The sequence below is a fragment of the Tepidamorphus sp. 3E244 genome, assembly GCF_046159835.1.
In the GTDB taxonomy this organism is placed as follows: Bacteria; Pseudomonadota; Alphaproteobacteria; order Rhizobiales; family Tepidamorphaceae; genus JACKJK01.
Window position 1 is genome coordinate 1,116,394 of record NZ_JBJXCY010000002.1, and the last position, 23,705, is coordinate 1,140,098.

At 64.2% G+C, this 23,705-nt stretch carries 21 protein-coding genes; 3 read left to right on the forward strand and 18 right to left on the reverse strand.

Going from position 1 to position 23,705, the window contains the following annotated elements:
- Position 1: 1 nt before the first annotated feature.
- From odhB to ACKTEK_RS14055, 11 genes are all read right to left on the reverse strand, one after another.
- Complete coding sequence (gene odhB, locus ACKTEK_RS14005; protein ID WP_409165910.1) at positions 2-1,237, reverse strand: 2-oxoglutarate dehydrogenase complex dihydrolipoyllysine-residue succinyltransferase; 1,236 nt, start codon at positions 1,235-1,237, stop codon at positions 2-4.
- 54 nt (positions 1,238-1,291) lie between these two features.
- A complete protein-coding gene (locus ACKTEK_RS14010; protein ID WP_409165911.1) occupies positions 1,292-4,270 on the reverse strand; it encodes a 2-oxoglutarate dehydrogenase E1 component in 2,979 nt (992 codons plus the stop codon).
- A 273-nt stretch (positions 4,271-4,543) separates the two neighbouring features.
- A complete protein-coding gene (sucD, locus tag ACKTEK_RS14015) occupies positions 4,544-5,464 on the reverse strand; it encodes a succinate--CoA ligase subunit alpha (RefSeq protein ID WP_409165912.1) in 921 nt (306 codons plus the stop codon).
- A gap of 16 nt (positions 5,465-5,480) precedes the next feature.
- Entirely contained in the window at positions 5,481-6,116 is a 636-nt protein-coding gene (locus ACKTEK_RS14020) for a hypothetical protein (protein WP_409165913.1), read from the reverse strand.
- A 5-nt stretch (positions 6,117-6,121) separates the two neighbouring features.
- Positions 6,122-7,315 carry an ADP-forming succinate--CoA ligase subunit beta gene (sucC, locus tag ACKTEK_RS14025; protein ID WP_409165914.1) on the reverse strand — a complete coding sequence of 398 codons (1,194 nt, stop codon included), beginning with the start codon at positions 7,313-7,315 and terminating at the stop codon, positions 6,122-6,124.
- 48 nt (positions 7,316-7,363) lie between these two features.
- Positions 7,364-8,329, reverse strand: coding sequence for a malate dehydrogenase (gene mdh, locus ACKTEK_RS14030; protein WP_409165915.1), 966 nt, complete (start codon positions 8,327-8,329; stop codon positions 7,364-7,366).
- A 166-nt stretch (positions 8,330-8,495) separates the two neighbouring features.
- Complete coding sequence (zapE, locus tag ACKTEK_RS14035) at positions 8,496-9,599, reverse strand: cell division protein ZapE (protein WP_409165916.1); 1,104 nt, start codon at positions 9,597-9,599, stop codon at positions 8,496-8,498.
- A gap of 13 nt (positions 9,600-9,612) precedes the next feature.
- Entirely contained in the window at positions 9,613-10,014 is a 402-nt protein-coding gene (locus ACKTEK_RS14040; RefSeq protein WP_409165917.1) for a carboxymuconolactone decarboxylase family protein, read from the reverse strand.
- Between the two features lie 10 nt (positions 10,015-10,024).
- Positions 10,025-10,678, reverse strand: coding sequence for a glutathione S-transferase family protein (locus tag ACKTEK_RS14045; RefSeq protein WP_409165918.1), 654 nt, complete (start codon positions 10,676-10,678; stop codon positions 10,025-10,027).
- Positions 10,679-10,785: 107 nt separating this feature from the next.
- Complete coding sequence (locus tag ACKTEK_RS14050; protein WP_409165919.1) at positions 10,786-11,436, reverse strand: AprI/Inh family metalloprotease inhibitor; 651 nt, start codon at positions 11,434-11,436, stop codon at positions 10,786-10,788.
- Positions 11,437-11,563: 127 nt separating this feature from the next.
- Complete coding sequence (locus tag ACKTEK_RS14055; protein ID WP_409165920.1) at positions 11,564-13,063, reverse strand: CoA-acylating methylmalonate-semialdehyde dehydrogenase; 1,500 nt, start codon at positions 13,061-13,063, stop codon at positions 11,564-11,566.
- 321 nt (positions 13,064-13,384) lie between these two features.
- Here ACKTEK_RS14055 and ACKTEK_RS14060 point away from each other — a divergent pair, with 321 nt between their 5' ends.
- Positions 13,385-13,996 carry a GNAT family N-acetyltransferase gene (locus ACKTEK_RS14060; protein ID WP_409165921.1) on the forward strand — a complete coding sequence of 204 codons (612 nt, stop codon included), beginning with the start codon at positions 13,385-13,387 and terminating at the stop codon, positions 13,994-13,996.
- A 260-nt stretch (positions 13,997-14,256) separates the two neighbouring features.
- Here ACKTEK_RS14060 and ACKTEK_RS14065 read toward each other — a convergent pair whose 3' ends face one another.
- Both ACKTEK_RS14065 and ACKTEK_RS14070 read right to left on the reverse strand, forming a co-directional pair.
- Positions 14,257-15,036: a succinate dehydrogenase iron-sulfur subunit gene (locus ACKTEK_RS14065; RefSeq protein ID WP_409165922.1), complete on the reverse strand. Its 780-nt coding sequence runs from the start codon at positions 15,034-15,036 to the stop codon at positions 14,257-14,259.
- A gap of 137 nt (positions 15,037-15,173) precedes the next feature.
- Positions 15,174-15,503: a hypothetical protein gene (locus ACKTEK_RS14070; protein ID WP_409165923.1), complete on the reverse strand. Its 330-nt coding sequence runs from the start codon at positions 15,501-15,503 to the stop codon at positions 15,174-15,176.
- 115 nt (positions 15,504-15,618) lie between these two features.
- Between ACKTEK_RS14070 and ACKTEK_RS14075 the strand changes: the two genes are divergently transcribed.
- On the forward strand, positions 15,619-16,140 hold the full coding sequence (locus ACKTEK_RS14075) for a glycine cleavage system protein R (protein ID WP_409165924.1): 522 nt from the start codon (positions 15,619-15,621) through the stop codon (positions 16,138-16,140).
- Between the two features lie 9 nt (positions 16,141-16,149).
- Here the strand turns inward: ACKTEK_RS14075 and ACKTEK_RS14080 are convergent, their stop codons facing one another.
- Genes ACKTEK_RS14080 through sdhC form a run of 5 tightly spaced genes read right to left on the reverse strand, consistent with a single transcriptional unit; the run spans position 16,150 to position 21,323 of the window.
- On the reverse strand, positions 16,150-16,995 hold the full coding sequence (locus ACKTEK_RS14080; RefSeq protein ID WP_409165925.1) for an FkbM family methyltransferase: 846 nt from the start codon (positions 16,993-16,995) through the stop codon (positions 16,150-16,152).
- Positions 16,995-18,575, reverse strand: coding sequence for a sulfatase-like hydrolase/transferase (locus tag ACKTEK_RS14085; RefSeq protein ID WP_409166165.1), 1,581 nt, complete (start codon positions 18,573-18,575; stop codon positions 16,995-16,997). Before ACKTEK_RS14085 ends, ACKTEK_RS14080 begins: the two co-directional genes overlap by 1 nt.
- A 25-nt stretch (positions 18,576-18,600) precedes the next feature.
- Positions 18,601-20,508: a succinate dehydrogenase flavoprotein subunit gene (sdhA, locus tag ACKTEK_RS14090; protein WP_409165926.1), complete on the reverse strand. Its 1,908-nt coding sequence runs from the start codon at positions 20,506-20,508 to the stop codon at positions 18,601-18,603.
- Between the two features lie 6 nt (positions 20,509-20,514).
- A complete protein-coding gene (sdhD, locus tag ACKTEK_RS14095; protein WP_409165927.1) occupies positions 20,515-20,895 on the reverse strand; it encodes a succinate dehydrogenase, hydrophobic membrane anchor protein in 381 nt (126 codons plus the stop codon).
- A gap of 14 nt (positions 20,896-20,909) precedes the next feature.
- A complete protein-coding gene (gene sdhC, locus ACKTEK_RS14100; RefSeq protein WP_409165928.1) occupies positions 20,910-21,323 on the reverse strand; it encodes a succinate dehydrogenase, cytochrome b556 subunit in 414 nt (137 codons plus the stop codon).
- 273 nt (positions 21,324-21,596) lie between these two features.
- On the opposite strand from sdhC, the gene ACKTEK_RS14105 reads away from it, so the two are divergent.
- A complete protein-coding gene (locus tag ACKTEK_RS14105) occupies positions 21,597-23,699 on the forward strand; it encodes a methyl-accepting chemotaxis protein (protein WP_409165929.1) in 2,103 nt (700 codons plus the stop codon).
- The last annotated feature ends 6 nt before the right edge of the window (positions 23,700-23,705 follow it).

Consider the following 23,705-nt stretch of genomic DNA (forward strand, 5'->3'; position numbering starts at 1 on the left):
GTCAGATGTCCAGGACCAGCCGCTGCGGGTCCTCGATGCAATCCTTCACGCGCACCAGGAAGGTCACCGCTTCCTTGCCGTCGACGATGCGGTGATCGTAGGAGAGCGCGAGATACATCATCGGGCGGATCTTGATCTCTCCGTCGACGACCATCGGGCGTTCCTGGATCTTGTGCATGCCGAGGATGCCGGACTGCGGCGCGTTGAGGATCGGCGTCGACATCAGCGAGCCGTAGACGCCGCCGTTGGAGATGGTGAAGGTGCCGCCCTGCATGTCCTCGATGCCGAGCTTGCCGTCACGCGCACGCGCGCCCAGTTCCGAGATGGTGGTCTCGATCCCGGCAAGGTTCAGTGCATCCGCGTCGCGCACCACCGGTACGACGAGGCCCTTCTCGGTGCCCACCGCCACGCCCACGTGGTAGTAATCCTTGTAGACGATATCGGTGCCGTCGATCTCGCCGTTCACGGCGGGCACGTCCTTGAGCGCCTGCACGCAGGCCTTCACGAAGAAGGACATGAAGCCGAGCTTTGCGCCGTGCTTCTTCTCGAACGCATCCTTGTACTGCTTGCGCAGCGCCATGACGTTGGTCATGTCCACCTCGTTGAAGGTGGTCAGCATGGCCGCCGTGTCCTGCGCTTCCTTCAGGCGGCGCGCGATGGTCTGGCGCAGCTTGGTCATGCGCACGCGCTCTTCGCGGTCCGCATCGTCGGGCGCGGACGGCGCGCGAACCTGCGCGGGCTTGCTCTCGGACTTCGATCCGCCGCTTTCCAGGAACGACAGCACGTCGCCCTTGGTCACGCGGCCATCCTTGCCGGAGCCGGCAACGTCAGACGTCGACACGTTGTTGTCGGCGGCGATCTTGGAGGCCGCCGGCGAGGCAACATCGCCCTTGGCGCCGCCGCTCTCGGCCTTACTGGCGTCCTGCTTGGGTGCTTCGGCCTTCTTCTCAGCGGCTTTCTTGCCGTCGGACTTGCTTTCCGACTTCGCGGGCGCACCCTCGCCTTCGGCCAGCATGCCGAGCAGCGCACCGACTTCCACCGTCTCGCCGTCGCCCACGGAAATCTCCGACAGCGTACCCGAGGACGGCGCCGGCACCTCGACGGTGACCTTGTCCGTCTCCAGTTCAACCAGCGGTTCGTCGGCCTTCACGGCGTCGCCGGGCTGCTTGAACCACTGCCCGACGGTTGCCTCGGCAACGGACTCGCCAAGAGTGGGAACGCGAATTTCAGTGGCCATGACGCGTGACGCCCTTTCGTCGGTGTTGGCGGTTCGGCCCGCCGGATAGGTTTCTTACTCGCCCAGCGCTTCGTCCAGGAATGCCTGGAGCTGCGCTTGGTGTTTGGACATGAGACCGGTCGCGGTCGCCGCAGAGCCCGGACGGCCGGCATAACGCACCCGCGTGTGCTTGGCGCCGACATGGTCGAGTGCCCATTCGAGGCTCGGCTCGATGAAGCTCCACGCGCCCATGTTCTTCGGCTCTTCCTGGCACCACACCATCTCCGCGTCGCGGAAGCGGGCCAGTTCCTGCACCAGCGCCTTGGCCGGGACGGGATAGAGCTGTTCGAGACGCATCAGGTAGATGTCGTCGATGCCGCGCTCCTCGCGCGCTTCGAACAGGTCGTAATAGACTTTGCCAGAGCACATGACGACGCGTCGGATCTTCTTGTCGGCCTTGAGCTTGATCTCCGTGGTCTCAGGCGCGAACTGCGCGTCGTCCCACAGGATGCGGTGGAAGGTCTTGCCCTCCGCCATCTCGTCGAGCTTGGACACCGCGCGCTTGTGGCGCAGCAGCGACTTCGGCGTCATCAGGATCAGCGGCTTGCGGAAGTCGCGGTTCAGCTGGCGACGCAGGATGTGGAAGTAGTTGGCAGGCGTCGTGCAGTTGGCGACCTGCATGTTGTCTTCCGCGCACATCTGCAGGAAGCGTTCCAGCCGGGCCGAGGAGTGTTCCGGCCCCTGGCCCTCGTAGCCGTGCGGCAGCAAGCAGACGAGGCCTGACATGCGCAGCCACTTCTTTTCGCCTGAAGACAGGAACTGGTCGAAGACCACCTGTGCGCCGTTGGCGAAGTCGCCGAACTGCGCTTCCCACAGGATAAGCTTGTCTGGTTCCTGCAGCGAATAGCCGTATTCGAAGGCGAGCACGGCCTCTTCCGACAGCATCGAGTTGATGACGTCGTAGCGCGCGCCATCCTTGCCGATGCTGTTCAGCGGGCTGTAGCGGGTTTCGTCTTCCTGGTCATAGAGGACCGAGTGGCGCTGCGAGAACGTGCCGCGCTCGACGTCCTGGCCCGAAAGCCGCACGCCGTGGCCCTCGCTCATCAGGCTGCCGAATGCCAAAGCCTCGCCGGTCGCCCAGTCCACCTTCTCGCCAGACGTGATCATCGTCTCGCGGTTCTTGAGGAAGCGCTGGATCGTCTTGTGGACCTTGAACCCGTCCGGAACGCTGGTGAGAAGATGGCCGATCTCGCGCAGTTTCTCGATCGGGATGCCGGTCTGCCCACGGCGCGCGTCACCGTCGTCGCGCACGGCCTTCAGCCCGGCCCACTTCCCGTCGAGCCAGTCCGCCTTGTTGGGCATGTAGGACTGGCCGGTCTCGAATTCCGATTCCAGGTGGTCGCGCCAGTCGGCGCGCATCTTCTCGACCTCGGCCTCGGTGACGACGCCTTCGTCGATCAGCCGCTTGGAGTAGATTTCCAGCGTCGAGGGGTGCGAGCGGATCATCTTGTACATGATCGGCTGCGTGAACGCCGGCTCGTCGCCCTCGTTATGGCCGAAGCGGCGGTAGCAGAACATGTCGATGACCACCGGGCGCCCGAAGAGCTGGCGATACTCGGTCGCGATCTTGGCGGCAAACGTCACCGCTTCCGGGTCGTCGCCGTTCACGTGCAGGATCGGTGCCTCAATCATCTTGGCGACGTCTGAAGGGTACGGCGAGGAGCGCGAGAAGCGCGGGTTCGTCGTGAAGCCGATCTGGTTGTTGATGATGAAATGGATGGAGCCGCCGGTCCGGTGACCCTTCAGGCCGGAAAGCCCGAAACATTCGGCCACGACGCCCTGGCCCGCGAAGGCCGCATCGCCGTGCAACAGCAGCGGCAGCACGCAATCGCGTTCGCGCGAACCCGTCTCCGGGTCCGGCTCGACCATCTGGTCCTGCTTGGCGCGGGCCTTGCCGAGCACCACCGGATCGACGATTTCCAGGTGCGAGGGGTTGGCTGTCAGCGACAGGTGGACGCTGTTGCCATCGAACTCGCGGTCCGAGGATGCGCCGAGGTGATACTTCACGTCGCCGGAACCCTCGACCTCGTCAGGCTGCCAGGAGCCGCCCTTGAACTCGTGGAACAGCGCGCGGTGCGGCTTGCCCATCACCTGGGTGAGCACGTTCAGGCGGCCGCGGTGGGCCATGCCGAGAACGATCTCGCGCACGCCGAGATTGCCGCCGCGCTTGATGATCTGCTCCAGCGCCGGAATCAGTGATTCGGCTCCGTCCAGCCCGAAGCGCTTGGTGCCGGTGTATTTGACGTCGAGAAACTTCTCGAAGCCTTCCGCCTCGATCAGCTTGTTCAGGATCGCCTTGCGCCCTTCCGGGGTGAAGGCGATCTGCTTGTCCGGACCCTCGATGCGCTCCTGGATCCAGGATTTCGCAGCCGGGTCTGAGATGTGCATGAACTCCACGCCGATGGTGGAGCAGTAGGTGCGCCGCAGGATGTCGAGCATCTGCGGAATGGTCGCGAATTCCAGACCCAGCACGTGGTCGATGAAGATCTCGCGCTCATAGTCCGATTCCTCGAACCCGTAGGAGGCCGGGTGCAGTTCCTCGTGGTCCTTTTCGGCGGCGATGCCGAGCGGGTCGAGATTGGCGTGCAGGTGGCCACGCATGCGGTAGGCGCGGATCATCATGATGGCGCGCACCGAATCCCGGGTCGCCTGCATGAGCTGTTCGGACGACAGCGAAACGCCGCCCTTGTCCGCCTTCGCCTTGATCTTGTCGCCGAAGTGGGTTTCCAGCGCGCCCCAGTTGGAATCCAGCGCCGCCACCAGTTCGCCATTGGCGACCTGCGGCCAGTCGGCACGCTTCCAGGATGCGCCGCGCGCCTCCTGTTTCACGTTCTCCGCTGAATCGTCGAGGGTCTGGAAGAAATCCCGCCATTCCTCGCTGACGGACGAGGGATTTTCGGCGTAACGGGCATGAAGGTCTTCGATATAGCCGGCGTTGGGTCCGTAGAGGAAGGAAGTGCCCGCCAACGCGGCGTTCTTGGCTTCGCGCGACATAATCGCTCCGATTTTTTGTCCGCGTCCGCGCGGACTTGCTCCTCAAGTGAGGCGGCATACACCTTCGCCTGAAAAGCACAACCCCTAACCGTGTTCGATTAGACGAATTGCGTGACGTGCAGGCCCCTTGGCCTACAAGATTGGGGCTGGCGGCGTGAGCGTCAATGCACCTGTGGCCGATTCCCGCCATTCTTGGCTTACCGACAATGAAAAACGCCCGCGAACCGTGTGGCTCGCGGGCGCTGATGTCTTGTCGATGGCTTGGAAAGAGGCTTAGCCCTTCAGCACGCCTTCCAGCGTCGTGCCGAGGCGCGCCGGGGACGGGGAGACCGTGATGCCGGCGGCTTCCATCGCCGCGATCTTGTCTTCCGCACCGCCCTTGCCGCCGGAAATGACGGCGCCGGCGTGGCCCATGGTGCGTCCGGGAGGCGCCGTGCGGCCCGCGATGAAGCCGACGACCGGCTTCTTGCGGCCCTTCTTGGCCTCGTCGGCGATGAACTGCGCCGCGTCCTCTTCGGCGGAGCCGCCGATTTCACCGATCATGATGATGGACTCGGTCTTGTCGTCGGCCAGGAACATTTCCAGCACGTCGATGAACTCGGTGCCCTTCACCGGGTCGCCGCCGATGCCGACAGCCGTGGTCTGGCCAAGGCCGACATTGGTGGTCTGGTACACGGCCTCATAGGTCAGCGTGCCGGAGCGCGACACGACGCCGACCGAGCCCTTGGAGAAGATGGAGCCCGGCATGATGCCGATCTTGCACTCGCCCGGCGTCATGATGCCCGGGCAGTTGGGGCCGAGCAGGCGCGACTTGGAGCCTTCGAGCTTCGCCTTCACCTTGATCATGTCGAGCACCGGGATGCCTTCGGTGATGCAGGTGATGAACGGAACCTCGGCCTCGATGGCCTCAATGATGGCAGCAGCCGCACCTGCCGGCGGGACGTAGACGACGGACGCGGTCGCGCCCGTTGCTTCCTTGGCTTCCGCGACGCTGGTGTAGATCGGCAGTTCCTTGCCGGCTGCTTCGCCGGCGCCTTCACCGGCCGTCCACTTTTCACCGCCCTTCTTCGGGTGAATGCCCGCCACCATCTGGGTGCCGTGGTAGGCAAGCGCCTGTTCGGTGTGGAACGTGCCGGTCTTGCCGGTCAGTCCCTGGACGATGATCTTGGTATCCTTGTTGACGAGGATGGACATTGGACCTTGAGCCCCCCTATTCGGTTTTTTCCGGCTCTTGGGCCGGATCGGGTTCGGATGTTTCAAACTTGAGGACGAGACCGGAGAAGCCGGTCGTCGCCTTGTGCGGACTGTCCTCGGAAATGAAGGACAGGTTGGTGTCGAGCGTGCGCGGCCGGGCATCGAAGTTCGGTCCCCAGGTGTACTGGGTGAAGCCCTTGTCCTCGATCTCGCGGGCAATCGGCTTGCCGACGAATTCCGTGACGAGGGCGGCATCGATGCCCTGCGTCGCGTCAAAATCGTAGAGGTAGCAGCCGATCAGCGTGATCAGCTCCGGCGCGTGGACACGGGTCACGATCAGGTAGTGGGTGCGGCCGTCGATCTCGCGCGAAAACTGCTCGCGCTCGAACGTCCAGCCCGGCTCACCCATGATCGCGGTCTCGTGGTCCGCGGTGCTCGTCACCTCTTCCAGTTCCGGATGCACGTCCGTCTTCACCGTGGACCAGCCAACCGAGGCGGCGTGCCCCTGGATACCGGTGAAGGACAGGCGTTGCGGCACGCAGGCTTCCTCGAACGCTGCCACGAAGGCAGGGCCGTTGGGAGCTGCCGCATGCGCCGCCGGGGCAAGAAGCCCGATGGCGCATGCTGCAAGAGCCTGCGCGGTGATCCGCATGGGTGTCAGCCCTTCACCGCCTTGACGATCTTCTGCGCGGCATCGTCTAGGTCATCAGCGGCGATCACGTTGAGACCGCTCTCGTTGATGATCTCCTTGCCCCGCTTCACGTTCGTGCCTTCAAGGCGCACGACCAGCGGAACCTGCAGGCCGACTTCCTTGACCGCGGCCACAACGCCTTCGGCGATAATGTCGCAGCGCATGATGCCGCCGAAGATGTTGACGAGGATGCCCTTCACGTTCGGGTCGGCGGTGATGATCTTGAACGCCGCGGTGACCTTCTCGGTGGTGGCGCCGCCGCCAACGTCGAGGAAGTTGGCCGGCTCGGCGCCGTAGAGCTTGATGATGTCCATGGTCGCCATGGCTAGACCGGCGCCGTTCACCATGCAGCCGATGTCACCGTCCAGCGCCACGTAGTTCAGGTCGTACTTGGACGCTTCGATTTCCTTGGCGTCTTCTTCCGACTCGTCACGCAGCTCGGCGATGTCGGCATGGCGGAACACCGCATTGCCGTCGAACGAGACCTTGGCGTCGAGCACGCGGATGTGGCCATCCTGCAGGACGACGAGCGGGTTGATCTCGAGCAGGCTCATGTCCTTCTCGGTGAAGGCCTTGTAGAGCGTCTTGAACAGCGACATGCCTTCGCTCTTGGCCGGCTCTTCCAGCTTCAGCGCTTCGGCAAGCTTGATCGCGTCGACATCCGTCACGCCGGTCGACGGGTCGATCGGCAGGGTCAGAATCTTCTCCGGGGTCTCTTCGGCCACCGTCTCGATGTCCATGCCGCCCTCGGTCGAGGCGACGAAGGCCACGCGGCCGGTCGTGCGGTCGACGAGCAGCGAGAGGTACAGCTCACGGGCGATCTGCGCGCCGTCTTCGATGTAGAGGCGGTTGACCTGCTTGCCGGCGTCGCCGGTCTGCTTGGTCACCAGCGTGTTGCCGAGCATTTCGGCAGCGTGGGATTTCACCTCTTCGATGGACTTGGCGATACGCACACCGCCGCCGGCATCCGGTCCCAGCTCCTTGAACTTGCCCTTGCCGCGGCCACCCGCGTGGATCTGCGTCTTGACGACATAGACCGGGCCGGGGAGCGACTTCGCTGCCGCTTCCGCCTCGTCGGCGGTGAAGACCGGAACGCCGGCCGCAACCGGGGCGCCGTAGGATTTCAGGACGGCCTTGGCCTGGTACTCGTGGATATTCATCTGCTGGTTGCCTCCCTAGTGGATGCGCTTTTTTGTGTGCGCCCCGGGCTACTTGCCCAGGGCGGGGTTGATGTCCCGGCAAGCGTCACACAGGCCCTTCACGGCCTCGATCGACTTGTCGAGCATGTTCTTTTCAGTGCGGTTGAGATCGATTTCGATGACGCGCTCGATACCCTTCGCGCCGATCACCGTCGGCACGCCGAGATACATGTCGGACACGCCGTATTCGCCTTTGAGATGCGCGGCGCAGGGCAGCACGCGCTTCTTGTCCTTGAGGTAGGATTCCGCCATGGAAATGGCGGCCGCCGCCGGTGCGTAGAAGGCCGAACCGGATTTCAGCAGGCCGACGATCTCGGCGCCGCCGTCACGGGTGCGCTGGACGATTTCTTCCAGACGCTTCTTGGTGATCCAGCCCATCTTCACGAGGTCGGTGAGCGGGATGCCGGCAACGGTGGAGTAGCGGGTCAGCGGCACCATCGTGTCGCCGTGGCCACCCAGCACGAAGGCCGACACGTCTTCAACCGAAACGTCGAATTCCTCGGCGAGGAAATAGCGGAAACGCGAGGAGTCCAGCACGCCCGCCATGCCGCACACCTTGTGCTTGGGCAGGTCGGAGAACTTCTGCAGCGCCCAGACCATGGCGTCGAGCGGGTTGGTGATGCAGATGACAAAAGCGTCGGGGGCGTATTTCTTGATGCCCGAACCGACCTGCTCCATCACCTTCAGGTTGATGCCCAGGAGGTCATCACGGCTCATGCCCGGCTTGCGCGGAACGCCGGCGGTGACGATGCACACGTCCGCGCCCTTGATGTCGGCATAGGACTGGGTTCCGCTCATCGCGGAATCGAAGCCGTCAACCGGCGATGATTCCGCCAGATCCAGCGACTTGCCCTGGGGAATACCTTCGGCGATGTCGAACATCACCACGTCGCCCAGTTCCTTCAATCCGACGAGATGGGCGAGCGTGCCGCCAATCTGGCCGGAGCCGATCAGTGCAATCTTGGGTCGAGCCATTGGAAAAGATCCCTACTTGGAGCCGTGGGTAAATATAAGGAGCTCCTTCGCGCGTCCGCCGGCCGATTCCGATCAGCCCGAACGTCATGACGCTGGAAGGCAAAAATGGCTTACGGTTTTTGCACGAAGCGTTCAAGGTCGCCATTGGGCGAAAAGGCACAACATCTTAGCTTCGGGGCGCAGAAAGGTACTCTTCGCCCCGCATTTCCATGATGCGGGATGCCGTGCGCTGGAATTCGTCGGCGAAGTCACCTTGCGTATACAGCTCGTTCGGCTGGCCTTCCGCAGAGGCGATCAGTTTCACCTTGTTGTCGTAGAGCGCATCGATCAGCCACACGAGCCGGCGGGCCTGGTTGCGCTGCCAGGCATCAAGCACGGGGATCGTGTCGATGATGACCGTGTGGAAGGCCCGCGCGATGCGCAGGTAGTCCGATGCCGCCAGCGGCCGGTCGCAGAGGTCGTCGAAGGAAAAACGCGCAACGCCCGCGTGGGCCTGCGGCACCTCGATGGCGCGCCCCTTGGCGGTGAGCTCCAAAGGTTCGCCGCGTTTCACGCCCGTCAGCTTCTCGAACGCCCTGTTCAGCGCCTTGCGCGCCTTGGCATCCGCCGGCACGTGGTAGACCGGCGCGCCCGATAGCTTCTCCATTCGGAAATCGGTGCGCGCATCCAGTTCGAACACTTCCACGCGCGACAGCAGCAGCTCGATGAAGGGCAGGAAAAGCTGCCGGTTCAGCCCGTTTCGGTAGAGGTCCTCCGGCGCGGTGTTGGAGGTCGCGACCAGCACCACCCCGCGCTCGAACAGCACGGTGAACAGCCGCCCGAGGATCATGGCATCGGCAATGTCGGTCACCGTGAACTCGTCGAAGCACAGCAGCCGCGCCTCGTTGGCGAGCGCATTGGCCACCGGTGGTATCGGGTCGCCGCCATCCTCGCCTGTCTTCTTGCGCTGCGCGTGGATACGCTCGTGCACGTCGGCCATGAAATCGTGGAAATGCGCGCGGCGCTTTGCCGGATGATCGATCGCCTGAAAGAACAGGTCCATGATCATCGTCTTGCCGCGCCCGACCGAGCCATGGATGTAGAGCCCGCGCGCGGGGTCTGCCGGGCGGCGTGCCCGCAGGAACCGCGAGATGATGCCGCTGCGCGCCTGTTCCTGCGAGGACAGCCGCGTGGCAAGGCCCTCGAACCGCCCGATCAGCGCTTCCTGCGCGCTGTCGCGTTCGATCGCACCTTTCTCGATCAGCGCGTTGTAGCGGTCACGAAGATTCAACTTGGTCTGCCCGTCACTTGCCGGCCTCGAAGGCCTCGTCCACCGGCACGCCGAGCGCGTTGACGATGGCGTTGGTCTCGTTGGCCATGCCGACGACACCCATCAGTTCCATGAACATCGCCTCGCTCATGCCCTTCGCGCGGGCCGATGCGGTGTGCGAGTGGACGCAGTAGCTGCAGCCGTTGCTGGCGGAAATCGCGATGTAGATCATTTCCTTGGTCAGCGGGTCGAGCGCGCCGGGCGCCATCACCTGCTTGATGCTTTCCCATGTGCGCTTCAGCAGCGCCGGGTCATGCGCCAGCGCACGCCAGAAATTGTTGACGAAGTCGCTGTCGCGCGTGGCGCGGATATCGTCGAAAACGGCCTTCGCCTCGGCGCTGAGGTCCTCGTCGCCGAGCAGTTTCACGGTCGCCATGTGATGATCCTCACGCTTTCTCGGTGTCCTCGCGCGCCGGCAGAGGGTGGCCGGGCATCAGCTCATAGGGGTGCTTCCAGCCCGGCATGTCGGCAATCCGGTCGCGCCAGCGCGCCACATGGGCGAAGTCCCGATCGAGATCGACGCCCAGTTCGTCACCGAAATACATGTAGCCCACCATGGACAGGTCGGCGATGGTCGGCCGCGAGGCAACCGCGAAATCGCGCCCGTCGAGATGGTCGTTCAGCACGCCGAGCGCGGCCTTCGCCCGCCCGCCGAGAAACCCGGTCACGTCCGGGTTCGCCTTGCGCACGAAGGTGCGCAGGAAGCGGTATGTCGCGAGGTAGCTTGTCAGCTTGTGGTTGTCGAACAGCAGCCAGCGCAGGATCTCGCGGCGTTCATCCCCGTTGCCCGGGCCGAAGCGGCCGGTCGTCTCGGCCAGATAATCGAGGATGACGCCGCTCTGGGCCATGCGGCGGTTGCCGTGTTCCAGCACCGGCACCTCGCCCATCGGGTTGATGGCGCGGTAGGCATCCGTCTTCGTCTCGCCGTTGAAATAGTCGACGAAGACCGCCTCCCAAGGCGTCCCGGACAAGGCCAGATGCAGCGCAGCCTTGTAGGCATTGCCGGACTGGGCAAAGCAGTAAAGTCGGTATTCGGCCATCAAGCCCCCCTTGTGTGCCGAAAGTCAGCACACTCAAAGCGCCGCAAGGCCGCGATGTCCAGTCAAAACGGGATCGGATGGGGGTTGCGAAAAACGCGGTATTGCGATCAGCGCAGCAGCGCGACCGCGCCGCCGGCGCTCAGCGAACCGTCGAAGCGGCGCTCGCTCTTGCGCGAAAGCACCGCGACCTGCGCCCCGGACTGGTCCTTCAGGACCACCGAGTTCCCCTCGATGTTCCACGCGCCGATCTTCTTCAGCTCTTCGCTGGTGCAGTTGCGCGTGGACGCGCGGTAGCCGCCGCTCCACCCGGTCAGCGAGACGTTGAGCTGGCACGAGGAGAAGGAGTCGGCAATCGTCCACTGGCCGAGCACATCTTCCTTCTTCGGCGCGGCGACCGTGGTCGCGACCGAGCTTGGCTGCGGGCCGCTGTTGGCCGCCGCGACCTGCGTCTGCTGCTGGGTCTGGGGCTGCTGCTGGGCCTGCGGGTCGGAATTCTGCGGGTAGCCCTGCGGGTACATGCCCTGCTGCTGTTGCTGCTGGGCCGCCTGCTGCTGCGCGAGCTGCTGCTGGTAGAGGTCCTGCTGCGTGCGGTTGTCGACACGCGCCGTCTGGCTGTCCGGCGGCGGGGTCAGCTGCTCGCTGGTGACCGTACGGTTCGGGGCGGGACCCGTCGAGAAGGGCGCGCGCCGCTGCATGCCGTTGCTGCATGCGGCAAGCGTCAGTGCCGCCAGTGAAATGGCGATGAACCTGGAATACACGGCAAACGTCCCGATGTTGCTTTCAGCCCCTGAAGCGGCGCGAAACTTAAGTGAAGACGCCCGGCGGGGCAATGGCGCCGCCGGTGTCTGGGTTAACGCACAGCCTGCGTGTTGCACGCAGATGCGGCTATTTCATGGTCGGAATGACGAATTCCGCGCCGTCCTTGACGCCCGACGGCCAGCGCGCCGTCACTGTCTTGGTGCGGGTGTAGAACTTGAACGCGTCCGGCCCGTGCTGGTTGAGGTCGCCGAAGCCCGACTTCTTCCACCCGCCGAACGTGTGGTAGGCGAGCGGCACCGGGATCGGCACGTTGATGCCGACCATGCCGATATTGATCCGATTGGCGAAATCGCGCGCGGTGTCGCCATCACGGGTGAAGATCGCCGTGCCGTTCCCGTATTCGTGGTCCATCGCAAGGCCGATGGCCTCGTCATAGGTCTTGGCGCGAACCGTGGCCAGAACCGGTCCGAAGATCTCGGTCTTGTAGATCTCCATGTCCTTGGTGACGTTGTCGAACAGGCAGCCACCCATGAAGTAGCCGTTCTCGTAGCCCTGCATGCTGAAGTCACGCCCGTCGACGACGAGCGTCGCGCCCTCTTCCACGCCTTTGTCGACGAGGCCCTTCACGCGGGTATGGGCTTCCTTGGTCACCAGCGGGCCGAAATCGACATCATCGCCTGCCGTGTACGGGCCGATCTTCAGGCTTTCGACGCGCGGCGCGAGCTTCTCGATCAGCGCATCCGCCGTCGTCTCGCCCACCGGCACCGCGACGGACACCGCCATGCAGCGTTCGCCCGCCGCGCCGTAGCCCGCACCCACCAGCGCGTCCACCGCCTGGTCCATGTCGGCATCCGGCATGATGATCATGTGGTTCTTGGCGCCACCGAAACACTGCACCCGCTTGCCCGCCGCGCAGCCGCGCGAATAGACGTAGTGGGCAATCGCCGTCGACCCGACGAAGCCCACCGCCTGGATGTCGGTATCGTCGAGCACCGCGTCCACGGCTTCCTTGTCGCCGTTGACGACATTGAGGATGCCGGCCGGCGCGCCGGCTTCCAGCATCAGTTCCGCCAGCATCAGCGGCACGGACGGGTCGCGCTCGGACGGCTTGAGGATGAAGGCGTTGCCGGCGGCAATTGCCGGGCAGAACTTCCACATCGGTATCATCGCCGGGAAGTTGAACGGGGTGATGCCCGCAACGACGCCGAGCGGCTGGCGCATGGAGTACATGTCGATGCCGGGGCCTGCGCCTTCGGAGAACTCGCCCTTCAGCAGGTGCGGCGCGCCGATGCAGAACTCGGCGACCTCAAGCCCGCGGATCACGTCGCCCTTGGCATCCGGGATCGTCTTGCCGTGCTCGCGCGACAGGGCTTCCGCCAGCTTGTCCATGTCCCGGTGCAGCAGGTCCACGAACTTCATCATCACGCGGGCGCGCTTCTGCGGGTTCTGCGCGGCCCATGCCGGCTGTGCGGCAGCGGCATTCTCGACCGCCGCGCGAACCTCGGCCTTCGTGGCCAGCGCGACCTTGGCCTGGACCTCACCCGTCGCCGGGTTGAAGACGTCCGCAAAGCGACCGCTCTTGCCGGCAACGCGCTCGCCGCCGATGAAATGACCGATTTCCTCCATGAGGACCTCCCGTTGATCTGATCGCCGCGCAAGCCCGCGCCCGGCTCTTGATCCTGTCGTATCGCCGCGCCGGGATACTGGCAAGCCGACACAGGTCGCATCCGCGCCCTCGGACCGCTCTCGGCGGCACCCCGCCAGCACCTTGCCCCAAGGGGAGAAGTTCGGCGTTAAACCGGGCGATTCACCAATTAACCGGCCATGCGCACGTGGCATGTCTCCCCTGCCATCGTTTTTTTGCCGGACTCACCCCATATTGCAGTGCAGCATAGTGTCTGAGGAGACGCCGATCCGGAGGGTCGTGACATGCAGAAAGGACAAAGCATGGACGACCACCATACGCATGATGCCGGGGGCGGAGCGGTCCGGCGCCTTTGGGCGACGGAAAGCCGCCCCTTTCGCGAACACCTGCTCCGGCTCAGCGCCGACAGCCGCCGCATGCGCTTTGCCGGCGCGGTGTCGGACGAGTTCGTGGAGCAGTACGCCAACACAGCGATCTCCCGGGCGCTCGTCATTTTCGGCTGGTTCGAGGACGGCAAGTTGCGCGCGGTTGCGGAATTGCACGGCTCGATGTTTGCCGATACCGGCGAAGCGGCCTTCACCGTGGAGACCGACTACCAGAACCGTCGAATCGGTTCTGCGCTGATGAAGCGTGTGGTGCTGACCGCACGCAACCGCAACATGCGCCGGCTCATCGTCTCGTGCCTGTCGGAGAATGCGCAGATGCGCCGGCTGGCCCAGCGCCACGACGCGGAAATCGAGTTTCACACCGGGGAGACCATCGGCACGGTGCATTCGCGCATGCCCAATGGGCTGTCGCTCCTGCGTGAGGCCATCGCGGAGGGCCACGGCTTCGCCCAGTCGATGATCGATCTTCAGTCGAGTGTGTGGGTCAAGCACGGCGCGGCCAAGCCGCGCGCGGCATCAACGCGCTGATATCGCACATCAGGAATAGGCTCGGCGGGATCAGACTCGCCGGGCGACAATCCGCGCAAACCAAAAGGTCGATCAGGAGCGCACCGCACGTGTATTAGACGCGGCGGGCGACCATCATCTTCTTGATCTCGGCAATCGCCTTGGCCGGGTTCAGGCCCTTTGGGCAGGTCTGCGTGCAGTTCATTGCCCGCGCGCCCGCAGGCGCTCCAGCGCCGAGGACGTGTGAACCGAGAAACCGATCATGATTCCTCGCGCACCGGTTAGACCCGCCGCGCCACCATCATCTTCTTGATCTCGGCGATTGCCTTCGCCGGGTTCAGACCCTTCGGGCAGGTCTGCGTGCAGTTCATGATCGTATGGCAGCGATAGAGCCGGAACGGGTCCTCGAGATTGTCGAGGCGCTTACCGGTGTTCTCGTCACGGCTGTCGATCAGCCAGCGATAGGCCTGCAGCAGCACGGCGGGGCCGAGGTAGCGGTCGCCGTTCCACCAGTAGCTCGGGCACGATGTCGAGCAGCACGCGCACAGGATGCACTCGTACAGCCCGTCGAGCTTCTCGCGGTCCTCGTGCGACTGCTTCCACTCGTGTTCCGGCGTCGGCGAGGACGTCTGCAGCCACGGCTCAATGGAGGCAAGCTGGGTGTAGAAGCGCGTCAGGTCCGGCACGAGGTCCTTCATCACCGGCATGTGCGGCAGCGGGTAGATCTTCACCGCGCCGGAAATCTCGTCCATGCCGCGCGTGCAGGCCAGCGTGTTCATGCCGTCGATGTTCATCGCGCAGGAACCGCAGATGCCTTCGCGGCAGGAGCGGCGGAAGGTCAACGTCGGGTCGATGTTGTTCTTGATCCAGATGAGACCGTCGAGGACCATCGGGCCGCAATCGGCGGTGTCGACATGGTAGGTGTCGACGCGCGGATTGGCGCCGTCATCCGGGTTCCAGCGATAAACGCGGAACTCGCGGGTTTCCTCGGCGCCGTCCGGCTTCGGCCAGGACTTGCCGTCCTTCATCTGGGAATTTTTCGGCAGCGTCAGCTGAACCATGCTTGCGCGTCCCCGTAAATCTGTTCGCGGCGTGTTGCACCGCCACAAGGGGTTTTAGGCCCCGGAGGCCGGGTTGGAAAGGCTACAATGCGGATAGTGGCCTCGGCAAATGGTCGCGGCCGGTTCGACGGGCCGGACTACTGCCCCTTGCAGCGCCCTGGCGTGTTCGACATGAAGGCGACGGTGGCCTTGCCCTCGGCTTCGCTGATCTTGGGCCGCAGCTCTGCCATTGCCGCATCGTCGCGGCGCAAACCCGCCAGCATCAGCGCCTGCTGATTGTCGTTCAGCTCCTCCGCCGCCGCTTTCACCAGACACGCGCAGCCTTCGGCGCCGAGTCTGCTCTTGGCCGTGCATTCCTCCATGATGGCATCGAGGCTGGCCTGGTCCGCCATTGCGTAGCCGGAAACGGCAGCCGTCAGGGCGCTTGCGACGAGCGCAGCTTGGGCTGTTCTGGCAATCGGTTTCATGTCCGGCTTGTCTCCTGCCTTGTTTGTGCGTGGCATCCAACGATGCGACACGCTAGCCTGCGGGTTGCAGAGCACGCAACTGTTGGAGGAGACGGGCCTCAGCCCGCAAGTGCATATGGCACAGGACATCGTTCTCAGCGTCGTTGCGCCGGACAAGCCCGGCCTCGTCGATTCACTCTCCACCGTGATCGCCGAACATGATGGCAACTGGCTGGCCTCGTCCATGGCGCGGCTCGGCGGGCAGTTCGCCGGCATCGTGCAGGTCGATATCCCCGATGACAGGCGCGCGGCGTTCGAAGAGGCGCTGGGCGGGCTGAGCGGGCGCGGCATAGACGTGACCGTTCGCGCGAGCGAAGCGTCGACCCCGGCAGGGGGAGGCCGCGTGGCGCATCTCTCCGTCACCGGCGCGGACCACCCCGGCATCGTGCGCGACATTTCCCATGCTCTCGCCGAACTTGATGTCAGCATCGAGCAGCTTCACACCCAGCTCTTCATGGGATCGATGTCCGGCACGCCGCTGTTTGCAGCCCAGGCCGATATCGTGCTCCCCGATGGCCTCGAGGCAGACGAATTGCACGACAAGCTGGAGCGGATTGCAGCAGACCTCGTCACCGAGCTCGAATTCAAGCTGGACTGAGCGATCCGCTCAACCGCGCAGGTAGAGCTTGTTTGTCTGCGTCGCGCCGTCTTTCCGAAAGCCAGCCGCTTCAAGCCGCGCGGTCAGGTCTTCGGCCCACAGGTCCCGGTGCGCGTCTTCCAGCAGGATCGCACGCGGCAGGTCCGCCGGGAGAACTTGCGCAAGATACGGCACCAGCACGCGATCTTCGTAGCCTTCCACGTCGATCTTCACGAGGTCCGCCGCGGCAATGGCTTCTTCGGCCAGCACGGCGCTCAGCGGACGGACACGCACGCAAACGCCCGTCTCCGGGTCGCCGACGGCTTCCTTCAGCATGGACGAGCGACCAGCATTCTTGCCGCCATCGGCGAAGAACTGGGCCGTGGTTTCCTCTGCACCCAGCGCGCAGTCGTGCACGGTGACGTTGTCGCAGGCGTTGGCGGCGAGGTTGAACGCAAGCTTTTGCCCCGTGCGCGCGTTCGGCTCGAAGGCCAGTACGCGGCCCCGTGGCCCGAGCGCTCGGCTCGCGAGGATCGCGTAGATGCCGATATTCGCACCGATATCGATGAAGGTGCCGCCTGCGGGCAGATGCGGCGCGACGAGCGCCAGCTCTTCGGCCTCGGGCAGCGCGCCGGTCATGGCGATCTGCCGGTCACCGAAATTCTCCGTCGGGTAGATGCGCAGCTTCACCCCGTCGGCATTCACGTCCAAGGGGCCACGATGCTCACGCGCGAGCGTCTTCCACTTCGCCTTGCCGGGCAGGCCTTGCGCCTGATGCGCGGCGCATTCGGCCCACGCCACCCGGTTGGCCAGGCTTGGCGTGAAGGCTCCGAACGGGCTGTCGCTGTCGATTTGCACGGCGTCCGGTTCCTGCATCAATGTCCCCACAGGGCAGGGGCAAGCGTCTGGTCGGCAAGGATCAGATGGTTGAACCCATCAAATCCATGTTGCTCCACGAGGGTCGGCGTGTCTCGAAACAGTGACACTCCCAGCCCCGCGCGCCCATTTTCCGGCACAAACCCGAGAGCCTCAAGCAAGGTCGGCAGGACATCGACGGGCGAACTCGGTCGCGTCACCACCCTTACCGGCAGCTCTTCGCCGAACATCGTGAAGAACAGTCGGCGCTCGCCAATCGAAAGATCAGCAAACAGCGTGCGGTCGAGCGATACGTGGTCGCTTTGCAAAACCACAACCGTATTGTCGAGAAGCCCTTCAGCCTGAGCCGTTTCCAGCATGCGCGCGACCAGACGGTTGGTGCACCCGATGGCACCGATGATGCCGCTCTTCTCCCCGCTCGCTTCGCTCTCGCTGCCCAGGCAGGCCTGCGACATGACGCCGTCGGGCTCGTGACCGCCAATCGTTTCAAGCACGATTCCGAATGGGTCGCCGCCTTGGGACGCGCGCAACACGCGTAGCGCCATCTGCAGAACTGCCCCGTCATCTACACCCCATATGGAAGCAGCCTCCGGATAGAGATGGAGGATGTCCGTATCATCGAGGACGCGCCGGAAACCGTGATCCAGGTTCAGTTTGTCGATGCCGCCAAAGGCCTGGTCCGAACCGAGGATGAAGGTCAGATCATAGCCTGCGCGCGCCAGTATGTCCCCAAGACACGTCGCGCCCGGCAGAAAGCTATCAAGACGAAAACGCCCGTTTATGCTCCTGTACCCCACCGGAAAAAGCGGCACGCCACAACTGGAGGCAGCGATGCCTGCCACCGACCAGCGCGTGTGTGCGATCTGGCGCATGCCGGTTGCCAATACCCCGCGGGCCTCCAACGCCCACAAGGGCGCCATTGCCTCGGAGAATCGCGGGTTGTCAGCAAAGGTCCGCTCGGTGCTTTCAAGATAGATGTGCAGCAGGTTGCGCGGCGCCCCGCGCGGCCTCGCAAGAGCTGGTTCGATATAAAGCCGTGAAAGCGCGACGCGACTTTCCGGATCGACCGGCGCGAAGCTGCGTGCAAGGTGCCAAACAGCGGGATTGATAGCCAGAAAGGCGACACCCAGAAGGATATCGCCCCGCAATCCCATCCCGATCCGTCCGGAAATTCCAAACAGTCCGAGAATGATGAGGCCAAAACCCAGCAGGGTATTTCCGGTCATCCGCACCTGCTCGTAGACGCCATCGGACGAATCGAGGCCCGCGATCAGGTGAAACCAGATCGCGGGCCAATCGAACCAGCCGTACTCTGTTCGGAAATGATACCAGACCCCGATCAGCACCAGCGCCAGTGCCGAGAGCACCGGCCAGCCCATCCGCTGCTCGCCTCTTCGCAGGAAGAGGCACGCAACAAACAGCGCGGCGAACTGGACAATCGCCAGCGCGACCGCGAACCTGTCGCTGAAATCGAAGTGATACCGAAGCAGGTGGGCTATACCGGACGCGACCGCAAGGCTCGACAGGGCGAGCCATGGTGCAGCCCGAACCGTTGCGACGGCCCGACTCAGGGCAATCATCACCACGACCGGGTATCAATCGAAATCAATAAACGCGTGCCTTGGGCTCGATATAGGCGATGTCGTTCGACATCGTGTAGGTGTGCACCGGCCGGTCGCCGATCGTCACCTTCCGCGATGCGTCATCCGCCCATGCCAGCGTGTGCTTCATCCAGACCTTGTCGTTCCGGTCGGGATAGTCCTCGCGGGCATGCGCGCCGCGCGATTCCATCCGCTGGGACGCGGAATCCATCGTCACGACGGCCTGGCTGATGAGGTTGTCGAACTCCAGCGTCTCGATCAGGTCGGTGTTCCAGATCAGCGAGCGGTCGGTGACGGAGATGTCTTCCTTGCCCGACCACACCTTGCGTATCTTTTCCTGGCCCTCTTCGAGGATCTCGCCGGTGCGGAACACCGCGCAGTTGGTCTGCATGGTCTTCTGCATCGACATGCGCAAGTCCGCCGTCGGCGTGCCGCCGCTGGCATTGCGGAAATGGTCGAGGCGCTCAACCGCCAGCGCGCCGGCATCCTCCGGCAAGTCGCGCTGCTTGGCCTCGGCTTCGACGACCTGCGCACAGCGCAGGCCCGCGGCACGGCCGAACACGACGAGGTCGATCAGCGAATTGGAGCCGAGGCGGTTCGCCCCGTGGACGGAGACGCACGCCGCTTCGCCGACCGCCATCAGGCCGGGCACGACCGTATCCGGGTCGCCGTTCTTGGACGTCAGCACTTCGCCCCAGAAATTCGTCGGGATACCGCCCATGTTGTAATGGACTGTCGGCAGCACCGGGATCGGCTCGCGGGTCACGTCGACACCGGCGAAGATCTTCGCGGACTCCGAGATGCCGGGAAGGCGCTCGTGCAGGATCGCCGGGTCGAGATGCTCCAGATGCAGGTGGATGTGGTCGTCTTCCTTGCCCACACCGCGCCCGTCACGGATTTCCAGCGCCATCGAGCGCGACACCACATCACGCGAGGCGAGATCCTTGGCCGACGGCGCATAACGCTCCATGAAGCGCTCGCCCTCGGAATTGGTCAGGTACCCGCCTTCGCCGCGCGCCCCCTCGGTGATGAGGCAGCCCGCACCGTAGATGCCGGTCGGGTGGAACTGCACGAACTCCATGTCCTGCAACGGCAGACCGGCGCGCAGCACCATCGCGTTGCCGTCACCGGTACAGGTGTGGGCCGAAGTGCAGGAGAAATAGGCGCGTCCGTATCCGCCGGTGGCCAGGATCACCATCTTCGCGCGGTAGCGGTGCAGCACGCCGGTTGCGAGATCGAGCGCCACGACACCACGGCACACCCCGTCCTCGTCCATGATGAGGTCGATGGCGAAATATTCCACGAAGAACTGAGCGTTGTGCTTCAGCGCCGCGCCGTAGAGCGTGTGCAGGATGGCGTGGCCGGTGCGGTCGGCCGCCGCGCAGGTGCGCTGCACGGGCGGTCCGGCACCGAAATTCTGCATGTGGCCGCCGAACGGGCGCTGGTAGATCTTGCCATCCTCGGTGCGCGAGAACGGCACGCCGTAGTGCTCCAGCTCGTAGACGGCAGCAGGTGCCTCGCGCACGAGATATTCAATCGAATCCTGGTCGCCCAGCCAGTCCGACCCCTTCACGGTGTCGTACATGTGCCAGCGCCAGTCGTCCGGCCCCATGTTGGCGAGCGATGCGGCGATGCCGCCCTGTGCCGCAACCGTGTGCGAACGCGTCGGAAAGACCTTGGTGATGCAGGCGGTCTTTAGCCCCGCTTCCACGCAACCCACGGTCGCGCGCAGGCCCGAGCCACCAGCCCCGACGACCACGACATCGAACGTGTGGTCGACGAACGGGTAGGCCTTGCCGTTGACGCCCGGTCCAGTTTTGCCACCGGCCTTGCCGCCAGCTTTGGACGCGTTCGAAACGGGCTTCTTCTTCACGGTTTTCCGGGCAGTGCCGGTTCCGGGTGCCTTGGCCATGTGGCGTCAGCCTCCGAGTGCGAGTTTCAGGACGGCCAGCACGCCGACGATTCCGACGGCGGCTGCGAAAAAGATGTTGCCGATCAGCGCGGCGATCTTGGCCCCTTCACCGTGGACATAGTCCTCGATGATGACCTGCATGCCGATCTTCATGTGCATTACGCCGGAGACGATAAGCAGGATCAGCATACCCGCGACGAACGGGTTGGCGACGCGTGCGGCAAATTCGGCATGGGTGGAGCCGAGCGAGGCGAGCACGAACCACAGCAGGCCGATGACGAGAACCAGGTTGGCGAGCGCGGTGACGCGCTGCTTCCAGAAATGGTCCGTGCCCTCGTGGGCGGAGCCGAGGCCGCGAACGCGGGAAAGCGGAGTGCGCAGGGACATGTGAGCGTTCCTCCTCAGGCCATCACTGCGTAGGCGGCAACCCACACGACGAGCGTCAGCGTGATCGAGGCAGCGAGCGAAAGCCATGCAAGCCTGGACGCGGTGTGCTTGTCCAGCATCGCGCCCGTATCCCAGATGAAATGCCGGATGCCGCCGAACATGTGATGGATCAGCGCCCAGGTGTAGCCGAACAGGACCAGCTGGCCGAGAATCGACCCCAGCAGCCACTGCGCATCGGCATACGCGTCGGCACCGCTCGCCGCACTGGCCAGCCAGTAGACGAGGATGAGCGTTCCGAAATAGAGCCCCGCGCCGGTGATGCGATGGATGATCGACATCGTCATCGTCACGGTCATCCGGTAGACCTGCAGATGCGGGGAGAGCGGGCGGGCGTCTGCGCCGCTACCTGCCTGGCTGTGTTCCGCCATGGACAATTGCCTCTGTTCGAGTGGGCCGCAATCTACGCGGCACTGCAATATAATCAATCGGCCAAAGGGTCAAAGGGAACCCCCCCGTCGCACCAATCGTCGCAAGCAGCGTGAACGCGACCGCATCGTGATCGGATCAGCGCGGCTCCCAGCCCTTTCATCTCGGGAATGAATCGCAGCTTGCAGAATTAGACCAGCTGCGAATGAATTTATTAAGTTTCCGGTGCCTAATATCCCGGCAATTGCACATCCAAGAACCGGAGCGAAGTGGCAATGCATCTCGGAAAACTGACGGCTTGGCTGCCCAAACTGCCGAAATTCTCCAAACTCCTTCCGGAGAACCTGACGACCGTCGACAAGAAGATCGGCTTCACGTTTGGCGTCTTCCTCGTGATCGCGCTGGGGGCAGGCTTCCTGTCCTACCAGTCGGGCAATCTCGTCGGGAAGCAGGGCATCGAGCTTGGCGCGCGCCAGGCACCGCTTGCCAAGTCCGCGACGCGAATCGAATTGACCGCGACTGAAGCGCAGCTTCTGTTCGAAAAGATCATGCAGGGTTCGTCGGACGCCGAGGTGGCCGAGGTCTGGGGCATTCTCGACCGCACCCGCGCCTATGCGCAGGCCATCATCGACGGCGGCACGGTTGACGGCACCGCAATCCTGCCGGCCAACAACCAGACCATCCGCGACATCGCCCAGAAGATCCTCGACGAGGAAGTCAATTTCCGCTCCATCGCGCAGATGCGGTACGACGCCTCCGCCGATGAGCAGGCAACCAGTGCGGAACTGACCAGCCAGTACGACGCGCTTTACACCGAGACCATGGCCAGCCTTGAAAAGCTGTTCGACGTTCCGGTCGTGATGGTGGACCCGTCCGCAGCACGCGGCATCGGCAATGCCAAGTTCGATATCGTTCTCGCGGACTCCATCATCATCCGCCTGCTGAATGGCGACGAGAGCGCCTATTTCGGCGAGGCCTCGGACCTGTTCCAGAAGGCGCGCGGCGAACTCGACGGCATCAACCACCCGATCCTGCGCGAACAGCTCGATGCGGCGTCCGGCCTGATCGGCCGTCTGTCCATGACCGCCAGCGAACGCCACTCGGCGTCCGAGTCCGGCATGAGCGCCAGCGTCGCGGAAATTTTCAAGCAGTCCTTCACGGACTTCGTGGCGCTCGCCCGCGACGCAGACCAGCTTGTCAGCGCACAGATGATCGAGGGCATCAGCTTCCTTCACCAACAGGAGGCCAACGCCCTGACGATCACGGTTGCATCCTTCGCGGTGCTGATCGCCCTGTTCCTGGCCGGCTCCTTTTACGTGTACAAGTTCATCGCGCGCCGACTGCGCCAGCTGTCCAACCTCGCCCAGACCTATGCCGACGGCCAGCTCGACGAGCCCATGCCGGCGTGGAACTCCAGGGACGAGCTGGGCTGGCTGCGTGAAAGCCTCGGCCACTTCCGAGAGGCCATGCAGGCACAGCTCGACCTGTCGAAGAAGATCGCCGAAGACGAGCAGAAGCGCCACGAACAGCAGCGCGAACTGCTGCGCAAGACGGCGGAAGAATTCGACGAGAAGACCCGCTCCTTCTTCGATGCGCTCGATTCGGTTGCAACCGATCTCGTCGGCGCGGTCGACTTGCTGGAGCAGGAAACCGGCAGCGCCGGTCAGGCGACCACCGAAACGCTGGCAGCCTCCGACAGCGCGTCTTCCAACGTGCAGACGGTTGCCGCGGCGGCCGAGGAACTCAGCGCCTCGATCTCCGAAATCGACCGCCAGATCGGCTCGACCACGGAAATCATTTCCAAGGCCGCCCGCCATGCCGGCGACACCACGGGCAAGGTGCAGAGCCTGGCCCAGGCCGCCCAGAAGATCGGCGAAGTGGTGACGCTCATCCAGGACATCGCCGAGCAGACCAACCTTCTTGCCCTCAACGCCACCATCGAGGCGGCGCGCGCCGGCGAAGCGGGGCGCGGCTTCGCGGTCGTGGCCTCCGAGGTCAAGGAACTCGCCACCCAGACCGCAAAGGCAACCGAGGAAATCGCCAGCCAGGTGTCCGCCATCCAGGCCTCCACCAGCGACGCGGTGGGCGCCATTGGCGAGATCAGCGACACCATGCAGCAGATCGACACGAACACTGCCATGATCGCCTCGTCGATCAGCCAGCAGGGCAGCGCGACGTCGGAAATCAGCCAGAACGTTCAGGCTGCCGCCCAGCGCACCGGCGAAGTCGCCAGCAACATGTCAGCCGTGTCCGGCGCCATGGGCGAAGTGGCCCAGAACACGACCCGCGTGCGCGAAAGCTCCTCGCGCGTGTCCCATGACGCAGCCCAGCTGCGCCAGGCCGTGCAGACCTTCCTTCAGCAGTTGCAGGCCGCTTAAGGGAAG